At 61.4% G+C, this 18,873-nt stretch carries 23 protein-coding genes; 9 read left to right on the forward strand and 14 right to left on the reverse strand.

The genetic code is table 11. From position 1 onward, the window contains the following. Positions 1–875: 875 nt before the first annotated feature. From H6935_02485 to guaB, 6 genes are all read right to left on the reverse strand, one after another. Entirely contained in the window at positions 876–1,757 is an 882-nt protein-coding gene (locus H6935_02485) for a replication protein C (GenBank protein ID MCP5277211.1), read from the reverse strand. Further along, positions 1,744–2,571 (reverse strand): AAA family ATPase, encoded by an 828-nt coding sequence (locus tag H6935_02490; GenBank protein MCP5277212.1) that lies wholly within the window; start codon positions 2,569–2,571, stop codon positions 1,744–1,746. Before H6935_02490 ends, H6935_02485 begins: the two co-directional genes overlap by 14 nt. 4 nt (positions 2,572–2,575) lie before the next feature. Continuing rightward, positions 2,576–2,797 (reverse strand): AlpA family phage regulatory protein, encoded by a 222-nt coding sequence (locus H6935_02495; protein ID MCP5277213.1) that lies wholly within the window; start codon positions 2,795–2,797, stop codon positions 2,576–2,578. A gap of 147 nt (positions 2,798–2,944) precedes the next feature. Then, positions 2,945–4,147, reverse strand: coding sequence for a tyrosine-type recombinase/integrase (locus H6935_02500; protein ID MCP5277214.1), 1,203 nt, complete (start codon positions 4,145–4,147; stop codon positions 2,945–2,947). Between the two features lie 304 nt (positions 4,148–4,451). Continuing rightward, positions 4,452–6,014, reverse strand: coding sequence for a glutamine-hydrolyzing GMP synthase (gene guaA, locus H6935_02505; GenBank protein MCP5277215.1), 1,563 nt, complete (start codon positions 6,012–6,014; stop codon positions 4,452–4,454). 69 nt (positions 6,015–6,083) lie between these two features. Then, the gene (gene guaB / locus H6935_02510; GenBank protein MCP5277216.1) at positions 6,084–7,544 is read right to left on the reverse strand and encodes an IMP dehydrogenase; all 1,461 of its coding nucleotides are present in this window, start codon (positions 7,542–7,544) and stop codon (positions 6,084–6,086) included. Between the two features lie 240 nt (positions 7,545–7,784). Here guaB and H6935_02515 point away from each other — a divergent pair, with 240 nt between their 5' ends. Beyond that, entirely contained in the window at positions 7,785–8,129 is a 345-nt protein-coding gene (locus H6935_02515; GenBank protein ID MCP5277217.1) for a hypothetical protein, read from the forward strand. Between the two features lie 44 nt (positions 8,130–8,173). Here the strand turns inward: H6935_02515 and H6935_02520 are convergent, their stop codons facing one another. Continuing rightward, entirely contained in the window at positions 8,174–8,491 is a 318-nt protein-coding gene (locus H6935_02520) for an RnfH family protein (GenBank protein ID MCP5277218.1), read from the reverse strand. Between the two features lie 7 nt (positions 8,492–8,498). Beyond that, on the reverse strand, positions 8,499–8,936 hold the full coding sequence (locus H6935_02525) for a type II toxin-antitoxin system RatA family toxin (protein MCP5277219.1): 438 nt from the start codon (positions 8,934–8,936) through the stop codon (positions 8,499–8,501). 47 nt (positions 8,937–8,983) lie between these two features. Between H6935_02525 and smpB the strand changes: the two genes are divergently transcribed. The 3 genes from smpB (at position 8,984) to H6935_02540 (ending at position 11,140) form a co-directional block, all read left to right on the forward strand. Continuing rightward, positions 8,984–9,430, forward strand: a complete 447-nt coding sequence (gene smpB, locus H6935_02530; protein ID MCP5277220.1) for an SsrA-binding protein SmpB — start codon at positions 8,984–8,986, stop codon at positions 9,428–9,430. A gap of 108 nt (positions 9,431–9,538) precedes the next feature. Further along, positions 9,539–10,618, forward strand: a complete 1,080-nt coding sequence (mnmH, locus tag H6935_02535; protein MCP5277221.1) for a tRNA 2-selenouridine(34) synthase MnmH — start codon at positions 9,539–9,541, stop codon at positions 10,616–10,618. 87 nt (positions 10,619–10,705) lie between these two features. Then, positions 10,706–11,140, forward strand: coding sequence for a host attachment protein (locus H6935_02540; protein ID MCP5277222.1), 435 nt, complete (start codon positions 10,706–10,708; stop codon positions 11,138–11,140). Here the strand turns inward: H6935_02540 and thpR are convergent. Genes thpR through H6935_02555 form a run of 3 tightly spaced genes read right to left on the reverse strand, consistent with a single transcriptional unit; the run spans position 11,135 to position 12,660 of the window. Then, positions 11,135–11,719 carry an RNA 2',3'-cyclic phosphodiesterase gene (gene thpR / locus H6935_02545; GenBank protein MCP5277223.1) on the reverse strand — a complete coding sequence of 195 codons (585 nt, stop codon included), beginning with the start codon at positions 11,717–11,719 and terminating at the stop codon, positions 11,135–11,137. The two genes, H6935_02540 and thpR, sit on opposite strands and share 6 nt — an antisense overlap. A 7-nt stretch (positions 11,720–11,726) precedes the next feature. Then, a complete protein-coding gene (locus H6935_02550) occupies positions 11,727–12,200 on the reverse strand; it encodes a 2-C-methyl-D-erythritol 2,4-cyclodiphosphate synthase (protein ID MCP5277224.1) in 474 nt (157 codons plus the stop codon). A gap of 16 nt (positions 12,201–12,216) precedes the next feature. Then, positions 12,217–12,660, reverse strand: coding sequence for a GNAT family N-acetyltransferase (locus H6935_02555; protein MCP5277225.1), 444 nt, complete (start codon positions 12,658–12,660; stop codon positions 12,217–12,219). 56 nt (positions 12,661–12,716) lie between these two features. Here H6935_02555 and H6935_02560 point away from each other — a divergent pair, with 56 nt between their 5' ends. Genes H6935_02560 through H6935_02580 form a run of 5 tightly spaced genes read left to right on the forward strand, consistent with a single transcriptional unit; the run spans position 12,717 to position 16,301 of the window. Further along, a complete protein-coding gene (locus H6935_02560) occupies positions 12,717–13,076 on the forward strand; it encodes an ArsC family reductase (GenBank protein ID MCP5277226.1) in 360 nt (119 codons plus the stop codon). A 6-nt stretch (positions 13,077–13,082) separates the two neighbouring features. Further along, entirely contained in the window at positions 13,083–14,213 is a 1,131-nt protein-coding gene (gene dapE, locus H6935_02565) for a succinyl-diaminopimelate desuccinylase (protein MCP5277227.1), read from the forward strand. After that, positions 14,206–15,096 carry a 50S ribosomal protein L3 N(5)-glutamine methyltransferase gene (gene prmB, locus H6935_02570; protein MCP5277228.1) on the forward strand — a complete coding sequence of 297 codons (891 nt, stop codon included), beginning with the start codon at positions 14,206–14,208 and terminating at the stop codon, positions 15,094–15,096. Before dapE ends, prmB begins: the two co-directional genes overlap by 8 nt. 40 nt (positions 15,097–15,136) lie before the next feature. Continuing rightward, entirely contained in the window at positions 15,137–15,820 is a 684-nt protein-coding gene (locus tag H6935_02575) for a hypothetical protein (GenBank protein ID MCP5277229.1), read from the forward strand. 10 nt (positions 15,821–15,830) lie between these two features. Next, a complete protein-coding gene (locus tag H6935_02580) occupies positions 15,831–16,301 on the forward strand; it encodes a TIGR02281 family clan AA aspartic protease (protein ID MCP5277230.1) in 471 nt (156 codons plus the stop codon). Between the two features lie 113 nt (positions 16,302–16,414). Here H6935_02580 and H6935_02585 read toward each other — a convergent pair whose 3' ends face one another. The 3 genes from H6935_02585 to H6935_02595 form a co-directional block, all read right to left on the reverse strand. After that, positions 16,415–17,365 carry a hypothetical protein gene (locus tag H6935_02585; protein MCP5277231.1) on the reverse strand — a complete coding sequence of 317 codons (951 nt, stop codon included), beginning with the start codon at positions 17,363–17,365 and terminating at the stop codon, positions 16,415–16,417. Between the two features lie 14 nt (positions 17,366–17,379). Next, a complete protein-coding gene (locus tag H6935_02590; protein MCP5277232.1) occupies positions 17,380–18,126 on the reverse strand; it encodes a Mut7-C ubiquitin/RNAse domain-containing protein in 747 nt (248 codons plus the stop codon). A gap of 424 nt (positions 18,127–18,550) precedes the next feature. Then, a complete protein-coding gene (locus H6935_02595) occupies positions 18,551–18,823 on the reverse strand; it encodes a hypothetical protein (protein ID MCP5277233.1) in 273 nt (90 codons plus the stop codon). Positions 18,824–18,873: the final 50 nt, after the last annotated feature.

An 18,873-nucleotide genomic window follows, 5' to 3' on the forward strand; every position in this document is an offset into this window, starting at 1 on the left:
CCGGCTTGCCGGTTAGCTAACTTCACCCATCCTGCCCGCATTTCACCCACTATTGAAAATCTAGCGCATATCGAACGTAAAGCGTTTTATCGTCAAACAAACACCGATTCTTGGCAACATAACCGTAATCGTCACCAAATCGGCCTGCAATCGACATAGTCGCTTCAAAATCGCTGCTCAATCGGCTTTAAATCGGAACCTAAAATGCCAACAATCGACACAAACCATTCGCCCCGATGGGGCGAGTTGGACGCCAAAAAAGAAGGGCATAACCCGCCCCTCAAGTGTCAATGAACACAAGAAATTTGCCTCCCCTCCCGTCATACCACTAAGGCGACGTATTGATACTTGAGGGGCAACCTTTCCTGATGTTGACACCTTCACGCAGGTTACTGGTTATGGGCGTCCAACACACACGGCTCATTCCTGCTTGGTAATAATAAGAATAATAATCTTCTTATTATTCTTACCGAACGAATGGGCACTGCTTAGCCATTTCACGTTTCGAGCCAAGGTTTCAGTACAGATAACTACAAGTGCACACAGCGGCCCTCCAGCACCGTTAGACGCAGATTCTGCTTCAGCTCATGGAATAAGGGACTCCGGGTTGTTTTCCCCTCTCACAAGGCGTTTCAGCGGCCACTGAAGCCGCCTTCTCTTCTTGGCGTTAAACCATCGGCCTATGGCCGATTGATAAAGCCCGCCAGGGCTTTATTGGCAAGGTCAGAACGCGCCCTCAAGGCGCGAGCTGCACCGCGCATGATGGATTATCTTTAGATAATCTTGGATGGATTTCCCAAACTGCCCGCAAAGCAGCGCACCGTCTGGGTTTTCCAAATTGGGACGGGGAACGTTACGACGGCAGAAGGGGAGCGTTACGACGGTAACAAGGGAACGTTACGACGGTAAACGGGTGCAGTTGCCGTGGGGCCAGGCCTCTTGATCTCCCATTTTCCCTTGGCGTATTCGTTCACTACCCAACCCACGGCGGCAAGTTCGGCCAGTGCCTTCCGGGCAGTCTGACGGCGTTTTTTCATAGCTTCGGCATTGGCTTCATCTGGCCAGACATAGCCGCAAAGCGTGTCCAGTTCCACGCGCCCGGATTTGCCGGGGTCGATCCAGCCGCATAGCCGTTGGTGCATCAGCCGTGCCGGATCAGTCTGTAGCACCCGCACTTCCGCCATGTCGATACGGGCATATGGACGATGCCCCAGGATCGCTTCGGCAATACGCGGATTCAGGGCAACCCATAGCCTGCCGTCCGTCTCGTCAAAAGCATGACTCATCAGGTGGAACGCGGCTTGCCGCCGTCCCTTCGTCACAAGGATGGTGACGTTCGACATGCGCAGCAGGCTGGCTTTGAGCGCCTTGATGTTGTCGCCGCTATCCGTCATGCCCGTTTCTGAGAGCAGTTTGGTCAGGCTCTCACGAACCACCAAGCCGTCTTGCTCAATGGCTTCGAAACGGGGTTCAAGGAATAGCCGTAGCTGTCGCCCCGTCTCACTGGTCGGTTCCGGGGTTAGCAAGATGCCGTTCGGGCCGCCAAGGGCCACGATGCCTTGCAAAAGACGCATATCATCGGCCCCGAGAGGTTCGAATCCGACGAAACGCATGGATTCGTCCTCGCCAAAGGTGTAGGTCACGTCCAGCTTGCAGCGTTTGCGATCGCCACGCTTGAGGCTGCGGAACAGGCCAGGTGCCAAACAGTGCGCGGGATCATGTCGGACGTGGGTCAGGTCATGCTTAGGCTTCTTCACGCTGTCTCCTTTTCACCTTGCACTGCCGCTCCAGTACAGCAGGCTTCAACACGCCGCCGTCGTGCCGTCTAAACCAGAGTTCTTGAAAAGGTGCGCCATAGTTGGCCTTGCTGACGCCAAAGCGGACAAAATACCCACGCTGACAATCATCGACCCCCAGTATCTCGGCCTCGCCTTGCGTCATGCCGGATAGGTACGATTGCCAACGGATGTTATCAACCAGTACGGACGATCCACGACTGGCCTGCTGTTGATCGCCCGACCCCATCATGGCTGCGCTTTTACTCGCGTGGTGCAGAAACACAATGGAGCAGCCTGTATCAGCGGCTATGGCCTCCATGTGCCCAACAACCTGCGCCATCGGCCCGCTAGCGTTCTCCTCCTCAATGTGGAAGCGCCGCAAAGTGTCCAAGATCATCAAGCGACGACCTTCAGCGGCTCGTTTGAGAGCATCGAACCAGCTAGCAGCCATGATGTTTGGGCATTTACCGATCAAGGGTTCAATGAGCAAACCATCAGCCACGGCTTGCCGTTCCGCTGCGCTGAGGTGTGCCCCAAGGGCGTGCAGACGATGGTGAATAGCGGCCGGTGGATCTTCAGCAGGCAGATAGACCACTTGCCCGGTGGGAAACTCGCCTATTTCAAGTAAATCAGGCCCGCCTGCAATCTGTGCAGCCAATTGAAGGGCCAACATGGATTTACCAGCCCCACCAGGCGACACAAGAGCACCAACAGTGCCAGCAACCATATTAGGCAGAACATAATCAATGGGTGGCGGCAATTCCGTGAAAGCCGCCATAAGATCAAGAGCCATATAACTAGCCCTCTATAGGGCCAGGTCGCGCAGCTTGATCACCCGATGATTTACGTGCCTCAATCCACTCTTCGACCTCTGACAAATCCCAGGCGACATTTCTACTGGTTAACGCGATACGGCGTGGAAAATCCCCTCGCTGCTCCAGGTTATAAATTGTTCGTGTCGAAAGCGGGATCATCTCCAGGAGCTTCTTCCTGTTGATGAGGGTCTTTATATTTTGCATGGGTCAATACCTCTCAAATGAATAGTTGCTATTCATCGAGTAGCTGCGCGAAGCAGCTAATCGGTAATTGACCTGCCCGATGCCAATGGCGGCCTTATTTATAAATTCACGGCATCAACTTCAATGCTATCAAAGATAGCAAAAACATCAACCCTTACTGCCTCCCGAAGTCCACTCATCAATCATATCGGCCCAATCCTGCAACATCGCCGCCCGCTGCTCGCGGTACTCAGCCTTGTTGTAGACAGCCCTCACGCCCTTCTGCTCGTGCGCCAGGCACTTCTCGATCCAGTCGGTGTTGTAGCCGGCCTCATGCAACAGCGTGCTGGCTGTGCGCCGCAAATCATGCGGTCCGAACTTGGTAAGTGACTTCCCATCTTTCTGCGCCGCCTTGTAAGTCAGCGTCAGCACCTGGTTAAGTGTGGCAGCGCTCATCGGCGCATCCGAGTCGTACCGTGATGGCAAAACGAAGTCGGAACCACCGGCAAAGGTTTTCATGGCAATGAAAATATCCAGAGCCTGCTGGGACAGAAATACCAGGTGCGGGTTACGGCGTTTCATCCGCTCCTTTGGAATCGTCCACAACGCTTCGCTGAAATTGATCTCGCTCCAGGTCGCATTGGTCAGCTCGCTCTTGCGCACCATCGTCAGCAATAACAGCTTGGCCGCCGCACGGTTTGTTGGGCTTGTGCCCACTCGCTCCATGTACTGGTACATCAGCCCAATTTCTTCTGGCGTCAACGCTCGGTCACGTGGCTCGAATCGAGCGATGCTTGTTGGGCGCACCAGTTCTGCCGGGTTTTCGACCTTCTGCCCACGCTCGATGGCCCAGCGAAATACCTGCAACACGATTTCACGCACATGAACGGCGGTGGCCGGTGCGCCTCGCTCAACAATGGCATCAGCCAGCGCCCGCAAGTCTTCGTGGGTGATCTCCACCAGCTTCTGATTGCTGAATTTCGGCTTCAGCTCACGCTCATAAACCGAGCGGCGCATATCGCGGGTGGAGTCGGCCATCTGGTAGCCACGCAGCCACTTCTCCGCCCAGGCACCGAACGTCTCTGCATCTTTCACCCGCGCCTTGTCTCGGGCTTTCTCCTTGGCCGGCGACTTGCCCGCCGCAACCATCTTCTTGGCGTCACCCAACAGCTCGCGGGCTTCGGCCAGGGTGATGCCACCGACACCATAACGCCCAAAGGTGATGGTCTCCTGCCGACCGTTGATTGAGTAGTTGTAACGGAACGAGATGGAGCCGGCTGGAGTCACTGCCACATAGAGACCTTCCCGGTCATTCACTTTGTAGAGTTTGTCCCTGGGCTTGAGATTGCGCAGCTTGGTATCGGTCAGCATGTACCTTGTCCTTCTTCGTCTCCGATACCATGCTGAAAAAATCTCGAATTTATCGTATTTTTTCTTACGAAACAGTAACTTATAGAATATTAATACCATGAACACACAAAAGAACGCAGCATGGTATCGGCATCAATCATGGCATCGCCAAACCATAATACCAGCTTTAATGCCATGCTCAAACGGTGCTTGGCGCTTCCTCCCGTTGCCAGATCGTGCCAAACACAAACAAAAAAAAGCCCGCAATTACGCGGGCTTAGCGGCATTTCATGCCATCAGGTGCCTGGCTGTGCCAGACGCGGAATCATTCCCACTCGATGGTGCCGGGGGGCTTGCCGGTGATGTCATAGGTCACCCGGTTGATGCCCCGGATCTCGTTGATGATGCGGTTGGACACCTTGGCCAGCAGGCTGTAGGGCAGTTCCGCCCAGTGAGCCGTCATGAAGTCCTGGGTCTGGACAGCGCGCAGGGCCACCACGTAGTCGTAGGTACGACCATCCCCCATGACCCCTACCGCCTTCACCGGCAGGAACACGGCGAAGGCCTGGGAAGTCTTTTCATACCAACCACTTGCGCGCAGTTCTTCAATGAAGATGTGATCTGCACGCCGGAGCAGATCAGCGTATTCCTTCTTCACTTCGCCGAGGATGCGCACCCCCAGGCCGGGGCCCGGGAAGGGGTGGCGATAGACCATGTCATGGGGCAGGCCCAGGGCCACGCCCAGTTCCCGCACCTCGTCCTTGAACAGCTCCCGCAGGGGTTCCAGCAGCTTCAGGTGCATGTCCTCAGGCAGGCCGCCCACGTTGTGGTGGCTCTTGATGGCGTGGGCCTTCTTGGTCTTGGCCCCGGCGGACTCGATGACGTCCGGGTAGATGGTGCCCTGGGCCAGCCACTTGGCGTTCTTCAGCTTGGCGGATTCCGCCTGGAATACGGCCACGAACTCGCCGCCGATGATCTTGCGCTTCTTCTCCGGGTCGGAGACACCGGCCAGCTTGCCCATGAATTGCTCGGTGGCGTCCACATGGATGACCTTGACGCCGAGACTCTTGGCAAACGTGGCCATCACCTGCTCCGCCTCGTTCAGGCGCAGCAGGCCGGTGTCGACGAAAACGCAGGTGAGCTGGTCACCGATGGCCCGGTGGATCAGGGCCGCCGCCACGGAGGAATCCACGCCGCCGGACAGGCCCAGGATCACCTCGTCGGAGCCGATTTCCGCCTGGATCTTGGCCACCGCCTCGGCGATGTAGTCCGGCATGTTCCAGTCCTGGCCGCAGCCGCAGATGTCATGCACGAAACGGCCGATCATGGCCTTGCCCTGGAGGGTATGGGTGACTTCCGGGTGGAACTGCACCGCATAGTAGTTGCGCTCGCCGTCGAACATGCCGGCGATGGGGGTGGAGGCGTTCTCGCACATGACCTGGAAGCCCGGAGGCAGGCTTTCCACCTGGTCGCCGTGGCTCATCCACACGTCCAGCCAGCACTTGCCGTCCGGGTCCTTGCGGTCCTGGATGTCGGACAACAGCCGGGAATGGCCGTGGGCCCGCACCTCGGCGTAACCGTATTCGTGGTGGGTGCCGTTGATGACCTTGCCGCCCAGTTGGGCCGCCATGGTCTGCATGCCGTAGCAGATGCCCAGCACCGGCACGCCCAGCTCGAAAACCGCCTGGGGTGCCCTGGGCGTTTCTTCCTCCGTCACCGAAGAGGGTCCCCCCGAGAGGATGATCCCCGCCGGGGCAAAGTCGCGGATGAACTGCTCGGAAACGTCGTAGGGGTGCAGTTCGCAGTAGACGTTGTGCTCCCGCACCCGGCGGGCGATGAGCTGGGTGAACTGGGAACCGAAATCGAGGATGAGGATTTTCTGGTGCATATACAGTCGACAGTCAACAGTCGGCCGTAGTCAGCAACTGCGAACTGCCAGCTGACCTCTGCCAACTATTTATACGTGGTAGTTAGGGGCTTCCTTGGTGATCTGCACATCATGGACGTGGGATTCCTTGATGCCGGCGCCCGTGATTTCCACGAACTGGGCCACCTCATGGAAGCGCGGAATGCTGTTGGCGCCCATGTAGCCCATGGAGGAACGCAGGCCGCCCATGAGCTGGTGCAGCACGGTAAGCACGCTGCCCTTGTAGGGCACGCGACCCTCGATGCCTTCCGGCACCAGTTTGTCGGCGTTGGCCTCGTTGTCCTGAAAGTAGCGATCCTTGGAACCCTTTTGCATCGCCCCCAGGGAGCCCATGCCGCGATAGGACTTATAGGAGCGGCCCTGGTAAAGCTCGATCTCGCCCGGGGCCTCTTCAGTACCGGCCAGCAAGCCGCCCAGCATGACGCAATGCCCGCCGGCGGCAATGGCCTTGGCGATGTCGCCTGAGTAGCGGATACCGCCGTCGGCGATCAGGGGGACACCCGTTTCCGCCAGGGCTGCGGATACATTCGCCACGGCAGTGATCTGGGGCACGCCCACGCCGGCGACGATGCGGGTGGTGCAGATGGAACCGGGGCCAATGCCCACCTTGACGCCGTCAGCGCCATGGTCCACCAGGGCCAGGGCGGCTTCGCCGGTGGCGATGTTGCCGCCGATGACCTGGACGTGGGGATATTTGACCTTGGTCCACTTGACCCGGTCCAGCACGCCCTGGGAATGACCATGGGCCGTATCCACCACGATGACGTCCACCCCGGCCTCGGCCAGGGCGGCGATGCGTTCCTCGTTCTCGGGCCCCACGCCCACGGCGGCGCCCACCAGCAGGCGGCCCAGGCCGTCCTTGTTGGCGGCGGGGTGCTCGCTGGACTTGCTGATGTCCTTGACGGTGATGAGGCCCTTCAGGATGAAATCGTCATTCACCACCACCAGACGTTCCAGGCGGTGCCGGTGCAGCAGGGCCACCACTTCCTCCTTGCTGGCTCCCTCGCCCACGGTCACCAGTTTCTTGCGGGGGGTCATGATGTCCCGCACCTTCTGCTCCAGGTTGGTCTCGAAGCGCAGGTCACGGTTGGTGACGATGCCCACCACCTTGCCGGACTTGTCCACCACGGGCAGACCGGAGATGCGGTAGCGACGGGTAATCTCCAGCACGTCCCGCACGCTCATGTTGGGGTTGATGGTGATGGGATCCTTCACCACGCCGGATTCATGGCGCTTCACCTTGGCCACCTCGGCGGCCTGCTGTTCCGCCGTCAGGTTCTTGTGGACGATGCCGATGCCACCTTCCTGGGCCATGGCGATGGCCATGGGGGCCTCGGTGACGGTGTCCATGGCGGCGGACAAAACGGGCATGTTCAGGGAAATTTCCCGGGTAAGCCGGGTTTTCAGACTGACGTCGCGGGGGAGAATGCCGGAATAGGCGGGGACGAGCAGGACGTCGTCAAAGGTCAGGGCTTTTTGGAGAATACGCATAGCAGGCCTTCACGCGCAAAACCGCATTATACAGATGCCATGCACTTCTTGCGCTGCCCCACTGGACGTGAAAATTCAGCTCCAAAACCAGTACAGGCCGCAGCCAAGTCGTGGTTTTTATTTACCAAATTGCACATTTGGCATTGACGATGCGGCGGAGCGGGCTTTAAGGTCCATCCGCCTTACAGCGAGACACACCTACGGCTTTTTAAGATTCACCCTAAGAAGAGGAGATCATTCATGCAAATCAAATTTGCCTCCATCGCCGCCGCCGGCCTGCTGGCCTTCATCCTTTCCGGCTGTGGCAGTGCCCCCGCCAAGAGCGCCGACGCCGCACCCGCCAAGGCTGCCGAACCCGCCTTGACGCCGGAGGCCCAGCAAGCCATGGCCGCTGCCGAAGCCGACTGGAAAAAGGCCAAGGCCGAGTTTGCCCTGTGGACCACCACCGACAAGGCATTCAAGGACGCCCAATCTGCCGCCAAGGCCGGCGACAGTGCCGCCGTGCTGAAGCTGAGTCAGAAGGTTTCAGGCATGGTGAAGATCGCCATGGAGCAGAAGAACTACCCCTCCACCGAAATGAAGTGACGCCTTCCGGGCGGGGTTCTTCCAGCCTCGCCTACCCGCTCCGGCTATTCGGCCGGAGCGTCCCCTCCCCCCTTCTTCATCACCTTGCCCTCGGAGGCCCGCTGCCGGCGGACTTCCTTCGGGTCTGCGATCAGGGGACGGTAGATCTCCACCCGGTCCTTGTCACGCAAAACGGCGTCCGGCTTGGATAGCTTGTTCCAGATGCCCAGCTTGTTCCTGGCCAGATCGATTTCAGGAAACTCCACCAGCAGGCCGGAGCCCTCGATGGCCTCCTTGACCGTCGTGCCCTCGGGCAGATCCAAGGACACCACCTTCTGCCGATGGGCCAGGGCATAAACCACTTCCACGCGAATCTGGCTCATAGCTGGCTCATCTTTCTCCGTACACCCTCTCCGCCCGATGGACGAAGGCATCCACCAGGCCGTTGGTCACCATGCCGAACACCGGGCCCAGGGCCTTATCCAGCAGTCCGCTGGCAAACTCGTAATGCAACACGAACTCCACCTTGCAGGCGGATACGGCCAGGGACTTGAAGCGCCAGTAGCCTTCCAGCTTGCGGAAAGGACCGCTCTTGAGCCGGATGAGCATTTCCTCGCCGGGGGTCTTGGAGTTCTGGGTGGTGAAATGCTGCTTCACATGGAGATAACTGATGTGGATGGTGGCCTCCGTGATGGCTTCATCCCGGTAATGCAATTCAGTACCCCCGCACCAGGGCAGGAACTGGGGATACTCCTCCACCTTGTCCACCAGCTCGAACATCTCCAGGCTGGAATAAGGTACCAATACGGTTTTAACGACTTCGGCCATTTCGCTGGGCTCTGTAAAATCCCTACTATTCTATCCCGGGCATCCCCATGAGCATCGTCGACAACAAGAAGGCCTTCCACGATTACTTCATCGAGGAGAGGTACGAGGCCGGTCTGATGCTGGAAGGTTGGGAGGTGAAGGCCATACGCGCCGGGCGGGTCCAGCTCAAGGAAGCCTACGTGGTGCTGAAGAAGGAAGAAGTCTGGCTGGTGGGCTGCCACATCAGCCCCCTGGCCACCGCATCTACCCACATCAAGCCCGACCCCACCCGTTCCCGCAAGCTGCTGCTGCACGCCCAGGAGATCAAGAAGCTCATCGGCAAGGTCCAGCAGGCCGGCTACACCCTGGTCCCCCTGAACCTGCACTTCACCAAGGGGCGCATCAAGCTGGAAATCGGCCTCGCCAAGGGCAAGAAACTCCATGACAAGAGGGCTGCTGAAAAGGATCGCGAATGGGCCCGCGAGAAGCAGCGCATATTGAAAGCGGAACGATGACATCCACGTACTGCCGTTCTGCGGCGAAGGCTCATGTAGCGCTGCGATTTGCAGCCGCCCCAGGTGGCGGCAGTGGACACAAATGGGCTTCTGAAGGGGCATGACCCCATGAAATGCACTGAACCCCCTGTCCCGCGTCGCAAGGAGGGTGTGGTCACCAGCAACGAACTGGGCGAGTACGACGAGATCATCGACGCCCGTTCCCCCGCCGAGTTTGCCGAAGACCACCTGCCCGGGGCCATCAACCTGCCCGTGCTGGACAACGAGGAGCGGGCCCGCATCGGCACCCTGCACAAGCAGGTCTCCGCCTTCGAAGCCAAGAAGCAAGGGGCCGCCCTGGTGTCCCGCAACATCGCCGGGCATCTGGAAGCCTATTTCGCGGACAAGCCCAGGGGGTACCGTCCCCTGGTTTACTGCTGGCGGGGCGGCAGCCGCAGCGGCGCTTTCACCACCATCCTGCGGGCCGTGGGCTGGTCCGCGGCCCAACTGGAGGGGGGCTACAAGGCCTTCCGGCGCCATGTCATCGAGCAACTTGAAGCATTGCCCAGGCAATTCCGCTTCAGGGTGGTCTGTGGCCCCACCGGCGTGGGCAAGAGCCGATTCCTGCGCGCCCTGGAGCCCCACGGCGCCCAGGTGCTGGACCTGGAGGAGTTGGCGGCCCACATGGGCTCGGTGCTGGGGGCCTATCCGGACCGGCCCCAGCCCACCCAGAAATATTTCGAGACACTCATCTGGAACGCCTTGCGCGCTTTCGACCCCGCCAGGCCCGTGTTCGTGGAATCGGAAAGCAAGAAGATCGGCAAGTTGCACACGCCCGAAGTCCTGTTGCAGGCAATGCGGGCCTCGTCCTGTATAAACCTGACGGCGGACATCCCCGTGCGAGTGGCCTTGCTGAAGGACGAATACGCCCATTTCCTGGCCGATCCCGAGACTCTGGGGAGGCAGCTTGAATGCCTGACCCCACTTCAGGGCAAGGAGTGCATCGACCAGTGGAAGGCCCAGGGAGAGCGCGGCCAGTGGGATGAACTGGTGGCCGACCTGCTGGTCCGTCATTACGACCCCGCCTATTCCCGCTCCCTGGGCAAGAATTACGTCCAGGCGCCCCAAAGCCCTGCCTACTCGCTTCGTGACCACAGCGCCGAGGCGTTCCAGGAACTGGCCCGGCAGGTCTTGGCATCCGTTTCTTGATAGCCCCCCGCTTCCCTGCTAGCTTGAAATTGTCACTTTCGTGACAAGCCAAAATCCTTAAGACCCACCTCTGAAAGGGGGATTTGTATGTCTGTTACCTGGATCATGGTCGCCAACGCCAGCCAAGCCAAGCTCTTCGCCAATCATGGCCCGAAGAAGGGGTTGCAACTCCTCAAGGAGTTCATGCACCCGGAAAGCCGTGAGAAGACATCGAACCTGGTCAGCGATCGTTCCGGGGCCAATTCGGGGCCGGGGCATGGCGCCTTCATTCAGGCCACCGACCCCAAGCACCACGAGGCGGAACGCTTCGCCCAGGAAGTTGCCCGGGAACTGGACGACGGTCGGGTCAAGAACGCCTATGACCGTCTGATCCTCGTGGCCTCGGCCCCGTTCATGGGGCTGGTTAACAACTGTCTGCCCGGACAGGTAAGGAGCAAGGTATCGGAAAGCATCGACAAGGACTATACCCGTCTGCCTGTGAAGGATCTTGCGGGACACCTTGAACAGGTGGTCTACCTATAGGAGGGGCCAGCGGCCCAACTCCTCATAAAGCGCCCCATCGGGTCGCAAGCTGGATTTGACCAGCACGAAATCCCGCGCCGGCCAGCGAATGGCCTCCGGCGCGGGATTTTCCTTTTCCGGTTTTCCATCCCCGGAGGCAGCACCGGTTTCCTGGCGGCAATCCGCCTTGCGCAACAGGGTGATGTGGGGCTTGTAGGTCCGCTTGTCGAAAGGCACCCCCAATCCTTGCAGGCCGGTCTCCAGGGCCTTCACCAGGGCGCCCAGGTGTTCCGGGGTCTCGCTGGCCACCAGGCAGCCGATGTGGTTGTGGCGCCAGCATTCCGCCTTGTCGAAGTCGGTATCGAAGCGGCCGATTTGGATGCCCCGCGCCATGGCCAGCAGGTCCGGTATGCGTGCCTCATCCACCTGGCCGACGAAGACCAGGGTGAGGTGGGTGCTGTCGGGCCGGGTCTGCCGACCGCCATGCCGGGCATGGAGGATGCCTGCGGCCCGCACCAGGGCCTTGTGTACCCCCTCGTCCGGCCACAGGGCGAAGAAGACCCTGGCTGTTTCCGGGCCCAAGGCAGCGTCCTGCTTCATCTTTGCTTCAAGCCATGGCGATCAGGCAGACCGCCTCGGCGGCGATGCCCTCCCCCCGACCGGTGAACCCCAGTTTTTCTGTGGTGGTTGCCTTCACGTTGACGGCTTCCAGGGAAACGCCCAAGTCCGTCGCGATATGGGCGCGCATGGCGGGGACATGGGGGGCCATCCTGGGCGCCTGGGCGATGATCGTGGCGTCCACGTTACCGGTCACCCACCCGGCCACCTCGAGCAGATTGGCCACATGGCGCAGCAGCTCCCGGCTGTCGATGCCCTTGTAGCGGGGATCGGAATCGGGAAAGTGCCTGCCGATGTCACCCAGCCCCGCCGCCCCCAAGAGGGCGTCGCAGATGGCATGGAGCAGCACGTCCGCGTCGGAGTGCCCCAGCAGTCCCAGTTCATGGGGAATGTCCACGCCACCGATGATCAGCCTGCGCCCCTCGGCGAAGGCATGGACGTCGAAACCGTGGCCGATGCGCATGTTCATGGAACCTCCTTCATTCACGTTCCTTCAAGTCCAGATACATGGTGCGGTGGGGAATGCCCGCGTCGAGATAGACGTCGCCTTCCGCCACGAAGCCCTGGCGTGCGTAAAACCCTTCCGCATGGGTCTGGGCAGACAGGTAAATGCGGGTCATGCCCCCGCGCCTGGCCACCGCTAAGGCGGCCAGCAACAGGTCCGTGCCCACTCCCTTGCCGCGGAATGGCCGGCGCACGGCCATGCGGCCGATGCGTCCCTTCGCGGTCAAGCGGGCAATGCCCACCAGTCCCAGGCGGCTTTCCGCCACAAACCATAGGTGCTGCGCGTCCTCCGCCTCCCACTCCAGGCTCTCGGGCACGTGCTGCTCCACGATGAACACCTCGCGCCGCAGGTTGGCGATGGCGGCTTCGTCCCGGGCCCATTCGGCCGGGCGGACATGGTATTGAAACTGGCTGGGCATGGCTGGACGGGTAAAATGTCGCGTTATTCCGTTCTCGAGAGCCCAACGAGTTTGCCATGAAAGTCTACGGAATCCCCAACTGCAACACCGTCAAGAAGGCCCGCGTCTGGCTGGAGGAACATGGCCAGGCCTACGAATTCCATGACTACAAGAAGCTGGGTGTGCCAGAGTCAACCCTGAAGGCGGCCATGAAGCAGCTGGGCTGGGAAGCCCTGGTGAACCGGGCCGGCCCCACCTGGCGCAAACTGCCGGACGAGGTGAAGGCCTCCGTCGTCAGTGCCGCATCGGCCCTGGCGGTGATGAAGGAGCACTCCAGCGTCATCAAGCGCCCCCTCCTGGAACGGGACAGCCAGGAGGGCGGCAAATACGAAGCCGGCTTCTCCGAGGCCCGTTACGCCGAACTGTTCAAGAAATAAGCACCCATGGATAAAACCCTGGATTACGCCCGGGAACTGATCTCCCGCCGCTCCATCACCCCCGACGACGCAGGCTGCCAGCACTGGCTGTCGGAAAAACTGGCCGCCCTGGGCTTCATCATCGAGCCGGTGAACAGCGGCCAGGTGACCAACCTCTGGGCCCGCCGGGGCCAGCAGGCCCCCCTGGTGTGCTTTGCCGGCCATACCGACGTGGTGCCCACGGGCCCCCTGGAACAGTGGGGCTCCGATCCCTTCACCCCCACCATCCTGGATGGCAGGCTCTATGGGCGGGGCGCGGCGGACATGAAGGGCTCCATCGCCGCCTTCCTGGCTGCGGTGGAAGATTTCCTCGGCAAACACCCCAACCATCCCGGCTCCATCGCCCTGCTCATCACGTCCGACGAGGAAGGCCCTGCCGTGGACGGCACGGTGAAGGTTGTGGAAAAACTGGCTGCCCGGGGCGAGACCATCGACGTCTGCATCGTCGGTGAGCCCACCAGCGTTTCCCGCTTCGGCGACATGATGAAGAACGGCCGGCGGGGCTCCCTGCACGGCAAGTTGCGCGTCAAGGGGCACCAGTGCCACATCGCCTATCCTCACCTGGGCAGGAACCCCATCCACCTGGCCGCCCCTGCCATCGCCGAACTGGCCGCCACGGCATGGGACGAAGGCAACGAGTACTTCCCGCCCACCACCTGGCAAATCTCCAACATGCACTCGGGCACCGGTGCCACCAACGTGGTACCCGGCCACGCGGACATCGTCTTCAACTTCCGCCATGGCACCGCCAGCCCGGTGGAAAGCCTGCAGGAACGGGTCCATGCCATCCTGGACAAGCACGGTTTGGACTACGACCTGGAATGGGAGATCGGCGCCAAACCCTTCCTCACCCCCAAGGGCCCCCTGGTGGAAGCCCTCTCCGCCGCCATCAAGGTGGTGACGGGTATTGACGCGGAGCTTTCCACCACCGGTGGCACCTCCGACGGCCGCTTCATCGCCGACATCGCCAACGAGGTGGTGGAATTCGGCCCGGTGAACGAGTCCATACACAAGATCGACGAGCACGTGGGTGTGGAGGAATTGAACCAGCTGGCCCTCGTGTACCGGGGCGTACTGGAAAGGCTTCTCCATGTTTGAGAAAGCCGTGCAGGAACTTCATACGGTACGGGACTGGCTGCGCTATGCCGTCACCCGCTTCAACCACGCCGGCCTGTTCTTCGGCCATGGCACCTCCGAGGCCTACGACGAGGCTGCCTACCTGATCCTGAGTACCCTGCACCTGCCCATAGACCGGCTGGACCCCTTTCTGGATGCCCGGCTCATGCCTTATGAGCGGGAGCGCCTTGCCCAGATACTGGACAAGCGCGTGAGGGATCGCGTCCCCGCCGCCTACCTGACCCACGAGGCCTGGCTGCAGGGCTACCGCTTCTATGTGGACGAGCGGGTCATCGTGCCCCGTTCCTTCCTGGCCCCCATGATCCTGGAGCGCTTCCAGCCCTGGCTGGACACCGAAGTGCACAGCGCCCTGGATCTGTGCACCGGCTCCGGCTGCCTGGCCATACTCCTGGCCGAGGCCTTCCCGGAAGCCCGGGTGGATGCCTTGGACCTGTCCGGCGAGGCCCTCCAGGTGGCGGCCCGAAACGTAGCCGACTACGGCCTGGGGGACCGGGTGCACCTGCACCAGGGCGACCTGTTCGCACCCCTGGCAGGTCGCGCCTACGACCTCATCGTCTCCAACCCGCCCTATGTGGATGCCCCGTCGGTGGCCGCCCTGCCCCAGGAATACCTGCACGAGCCCAAGCTGGCCCTGGGTTCCGGCCATGACGGCCTGGACGCCACCCGGATCATCCTGCGGGATGCCGCCCGGCACCTGAACCCCGGCGGCCTGCTGGCGGTGGAGATTGGCCACAACCGATCCGCCCTGGAAGCGTCTTTCCCCGGACTGGAATTCTTCTGGCCGGAAATCGAGGGTGGCGAGGACACGGTCTTCATATTGACCCGGGAACAATTGCCCGGCTGAACCTACAATCCATACAACTTGGAACTTTAAGGACACGCTCATGGAGAACGTCATGGAACAGGTGGATATCTTCACCGCCTCCCTCACCACCTTCTGGACCCAGCTGGCCAGCTTCGTGCCCCAGCTGCTGGTGGCCCTGGTTCTGCTGTTCATCGGCTGGATCCTGGCCAAGGTGGCCCGCAGCGGCGTGCGGCGCCTGCTCGTCGCCCTCAAGTTCGACAAGATCACGGAGAAATCCGGCCTTGAAGCCTTCATGCAGCATGCGGAGCTGGAGCTTTCCGTGGCCGGGGTCATCGGCAATCTGGTGTACTGGCTCATCATTCTGGTGATGATCGTCACCGTGGCCAACTCCCTGGGCCTGCAGATGGTAGCGGACCTGTTCAACAAGGTGGTGCTGTACATCCCCAACGTCATCGTCGCCATCCTGGTGCTGGTGTTCGGCACCATCCTGGCCCGCTTCATCAACCGCCTGGTATTCGCCTGGCTGAACAACATGGAGTTCGACGGTGCCCTCACGGTATCCACCTTCTCCGAGTACGCCATGATGGTGTTCGTGTTCTTCATCGCCATGGAGCAGCTCCAGATCGCCAACGAACTGCTCACCGCCGCCTTCATCATCGCCTTCGGTGCCGTGGGCCTGGCCTTCGCCATCGCCTTCGGCATGGGGGCCAAGGACTGGGCCGGCCGGGTTGTGGACAAGATAGCCAGCAACAGCAAGAAATAGGCTCCAAGTAATGGGCCAGACCGGCCGGGTGTTCCTCCACGCCGGCATCTGGCTGGGCCTGGGCCTGCTGATCTACGTCTTCTTTTTACGCCAGGAGGCTCCGCCTCCGCGCCTCCTGGGCCCGGACAGCGTGGAACTGCAACGCACCCGGGACGGCCACTTCTACATTGACGGCCGCATCCTCGCCCAACCCATCCGTTTCCTCATCGATACCGGCGCCAGCACGGTCTCGGTATCGGAACGGCTGGCCCGCCAGGCCGGCCTGGGCTGCGACCGGGTCGCAACTTTCAGCACCGCAAACGGCCATGTCCAGGGCTGCACCACCAGGGTGGAAAGGCTTCTGTTCGGCCCTTTCGAGGTGCGGGACGTGGGGGTGGTGATCCTGCCCAACCTGGGGGGCGATGCCCTGCTGGGCATGAACGTGCTGCGGCGGGTGCGGATGGAACAGGCCGGCGACCGGCTGAGACTGTCGGCGCAATAAACTCACCGGCGAAGCATCCGAAGCACGGTAGCGCGTAGGAGCGAAGCGAGTCCGGGGATATGCGCCATCCAACCTGGACTCGCTACGCTCCTCCAGGCTACTCACCCCTGCGTTTACCCAGTAGTCCCCAGCCAGAACCCCACGTTCTTCTCAAGGAACTCGTCCCAGGGCATGTAGTGGGAACCGTCGCAGGAGAAGGTCAGCCCCACCAGGCCGTTGAAGATGTTGAGGGTGGCGGAGCGCAGGTAGATGGTCTCATCCAGGAAGCGCAGCTCCTTGAAGGTGCGCAGCACCCTGGGGATGGCCTCGGCGGGAATGGCCGCATCCGCCGGATAGTCCCGCCGGGGATAGGCCAGGCACAGGTCCGGGTCCGTCAGGTCGTTGATGCCGTGGAGGCGATAGCGATACGGGTCGTCCATCACCCACAGGGTGGCGCGGGAGCTGGAGAAGTGCAGCTTGGCGTGGAACACCCCATGCACCGTGATCAGCTCAGCCAGCAGGGCCAGCACCTCGTCCATGTGGGCGTCCATGAGGCTGTGGGTGCGTTCCTGTAGGAACAGGCCGGAACGGATGGAGGGGTCGCCCCGCATCTGCATCCAATGGCCTGGTTGCTGGTACAGGGCCTGGGTGTTGGGCAATTCACGCAGGTCGAAGTCGGCCCCCAGGTAGCCCAGCAGTCCGCCCTGCCAGTCCAGGATGCGCTGCACCGCCGTCAAAGAGGGGCGCTTGGCGTTGCGGCTGATGTAGGCATCCGACAGGGAAAACCCGCTGCCGGCCAGGGCCTCGGCCATATAGGGCCGCTCGCTGCGATCCCGGCCCACATGCTCCTCCAGCCTGCCGGCCCGGGTCAGGTTGGCGGTGATCTGCCGGGCCTGGTCATCCAGCACATACAGATATTTGCAGTAAGGCAGTTCGTTCAGGCCTTCTTCCAGGCGGGCTTCCAGGGCCTGGCGGTCAGGCCAGACCTCGCGGCAGTTATCCGCCAGGATGGACAGGGACGAGCCCAGCCACCCCTTGAGGATGTCGCGCTGGCGCTGGATGGCTTCCTGGAGATTGGTATTCATGGCCAGGAATGATATCAGCCGCCCTGTACTAGCACGCCTGCCAACCGCTCTTGCAAGTTCTGCCAGTGGGAACCCTCCCAATACACCCGCTCACAGCCAGGGCAGATCTTGAAATGCTCATGGCTGGCCCTCACCCCCGGCGGCAACTTCTCCAGTACGTCGGCCTTTTCCACCGACTGCAGGGGTGCATTGCACTCCAGGCACAGGGCGAAGGGCCGGGCCAGGCGCGCCAGGTCCAGGCGTTCCACCATCTCCCGCAACTGGGCCCAGGGTTCCTGGGCATGGACGTAGCAGCCGTGGGTGATGGCCCGCCGCTTCAGCAGATCGATGTCCCGGGACAGCACGATGCGCCCCTCTTCCACCGCCAGCCGCTCAATATCGTCGTCGTGAAAATGGTTATCGTAGAGGGTGTCGAAGCCCGCCAGGCGCAGCAACCGGGCCAGGCCGCCCAAGTGGGCATCCGCCACGAAGCGTACCTGCCGCAAGGGCCACTCACGCACCCGTAGCAACGGCGTGATGTCCAGGGCTTCGAACTTGGGATACACCGCCACACGATCCCCGTCCTGGAGCAAATGGTCGAAGCCTACTGAAGCGCCATTCACCAGGATCAATTCCACCTCGGTATGGGGCACCCCCAGAGCTTCGATCTGGTGCTTGACGGTGGCATCCCGGGCGCAGGCCACGGAGAAGGCCTGCTTGCGGCGAACCCTGGGCAGAAAGTCGTTAAGTTCCTCGTAGAAACGGAAAGTGGCGGTAACCATGGCCGTAGGTTGGGCTGACAAAGGAAGCCCAACAAGGATTATTTAACGATGGCTAATTCGTTGGGCTTCACCAGTTCAGCCCAACCTACCGCCGCTAGAACAACGCCAACTGCCCGCCCCTGCCCGGCGGCCGAAACTTGGTGCAATCCAGAGGCGCCAAGCCCTGGTCCAGTTCCAGCCGCTTGCGGGCCACGGCCACCCGCGGGGCCAGCAGGTCGGTAAACACGCCCGCGCCCCGCTGGCGTGTACCGAACTCCGAGTTGTTTTCCCGGCCTTCCCGCACTCCGAAGGGCAGAGAAGGTTAAGGGTTGTCCGATGCCTGCCCCTGCGCGCTGAGCTGTGATGACCTGCTGGCGTGTCTGGGCAGGGGTTGGAGAAGCCTTCACGCTAGGCGCGGGCTTGCCCGCAATTCATCTCGCCACCCTCACCCCCGCCGCCCCCACGACGCTCTCTTGGCCGGTTTGCATTTCCCGGGGTTCTCCATGCAGTACTCCCGGGCTTCCTCCGCCGCCTTGCGGCGCAGTTCCGGGATGAAGCCCTGGGGGATGGGTTCGAAGGTGGAGACGTAGCACACCCACACGCCGCCCTTGTCCTTGCAGTTGCAGACGGAGGCGGGGTCGTTGGCCACGCCCCAGGCGCTGGCGCAGGCGGCATCCCGGCTGGGGCCGGGGGCGTAGCTCAGCGCCTCGCCCTTCAACGGCGTCTTGCCATCCTGGCTCTGGGTCGGGGTGAACTCATTCGGGCGGA

The organism is Thiobacillus sp. (genome assembly GCA_024235835.1).
Taxonomy (GTDB): Bacteria; Pseudomonadota; Gammaproteobacteria; order Burkholderiales; family Thiobacillaceae; genus PFJX01.

Excerpts from the sequence above, each read along its gene's own strand:
- H6935_02490 (MCP5277212.1), bottom strand. The coding sequence starts at position 2,571 with ATGGCTCTTGATCTTATGGCGGCTTTCACGGAATTGCCGCCACCCATT.
- H6935_02495 (MCP5277213.1), bottom strand. The coding sequence starts at position 2,797 with ATGCAAAATATAAAGACCCTCATCAACAGGAAGAAGCTCCTGGAGATG.
- H6935_02500 (MCP5277214.1), bottom strand. The coding sequence starts at position 4,147 with ATGCTGACCGATACCAAGCTGCGCAATCTCAAGCCCAGGGACAAACTC.
- guaA (MCP5277215.1), bottom strand. The coding sequence starts at position 6,014 with ATGCACCAGAAAATCCTCATCCTCGATTTCGGTTCCCAGTTCACCCAG.
- guaB (MCP5277216.1), bottom strand. The coding sequence starts at position 7,544 with ATGCGTATTCTCCAAAAAGCCCTGACCTTTGACGACGTCCTGCTCGTC.
- H6935_02515 (MCP5277217.1), top strand. The coding sequence starts at position 7,785 with ATGCAAATCAAATTTGCCTCCATCGCCGCCGCCGGCCTGCTGGCCTTC.
- H6935_02520 (MCP5277218.1), bottom strand. The coding sequence starts at position 8,491 with ATGAGCCAGATTCGCGTGGAAGTGGTTTATGCCCTGGCCCATCGGCAG.
- H6935_02525 (MCP5277219.1), bottom strand. The coding sequence starts at position 8,936 with ATGGCCGAAGTCGTTAAAACCGTATTGGTACCTTATTCCAGCCTGGAG.
- smpB (MCP5277220.1), top strand. The coding sequence starts at position 8,984 with ATGAGCATCGTCGACAACAAGAAGGCCTTCCACGATTACTTCATCGAG.
- mnmH (MCP5277221.1), top strand. The coding sequence starts at position 9,539 with ATGAAATGCACTGAACCCCCTGTCCCGCGTCGCAAGGAGGGTGTGGTC.
- H6935_02540 (MCP5277222.1), top strand. The coding sequence starts at position 10,706 with ATGTCTGTTACCTGGATCATGGTCGCCAACGCCAGCCAAGCCAAGCTC.
- thpR (MCP5277223.1), bottom strand. The coding sequence starts at position 11,719 with ATGAAGCAGGACGCTGCCTTGGGCCCGGAAACAGCCAGGGTCTTCTTC.
- H6935_02550 (MCP5277224.1), bottom strand. The coding sequence starts at position 12,200 with ATGCGCATCGGCCACGGTTTCGACGTCCATGCCTTCGCCGAGGGGCGC.
- H6935_02555 (MCP5277225.1), bottom strand. The coding sequence starts at position 12,660 with ATGCCCAGCCAGTTTCAATACCATGTCCGCCCGGCCGAATGGGCCCGG.
- H6935_02560 (MCP5277226.1), top strand. The coding sequence starts at position 12,717 with ATGAAAGTCTACGGAATCCCCAACTGCAACACCGTCAAGAAGGCCCGC.
- dapE (MCP5277227.1), top strand. The coding sequence starts at position 13,083 with ATGGATAAAACCCTGGATTACGCCCGGGAACTGATCTCCCGCCGCTCC.
- prmB (MCP5277228.1), top strand. The coding sequence starts at position 14,206 with ATGTTTGAGAAAGCCGTGCAGGAACTTCATACGGTACGGGACTGGCTG.
- H6935_02575 (MCP5277229.1), top strand. The coding sequence starts at position 15,137 with ATGGAGAACGTCATGGAACAGGTGGATATCTTCACCGCCTCCCTCACC.
- H6935_02580 (MCP5277230.1), top strand. The coding sequence starts at position 15,831 with ATGGGCCAGACCGGCCGGGTGTTCCTCCACGCCGGCATCTGGCTGGGC.
- H6935_02585 (MCP5277231.1), bottom strand. The coding sequence starts at position 17,365 with ATGAATACCAATCTCCAGGAAGCCATCCAGCGCCAGCGCGACATCCTC.
- H6935_02590 (MCP5277232.1), bottom strand. The coding sequence starts at position 18,126 with ATGGTTACCGCCACTTTCCGTTTCTACGAGGAACTTAACGACTTTCTG.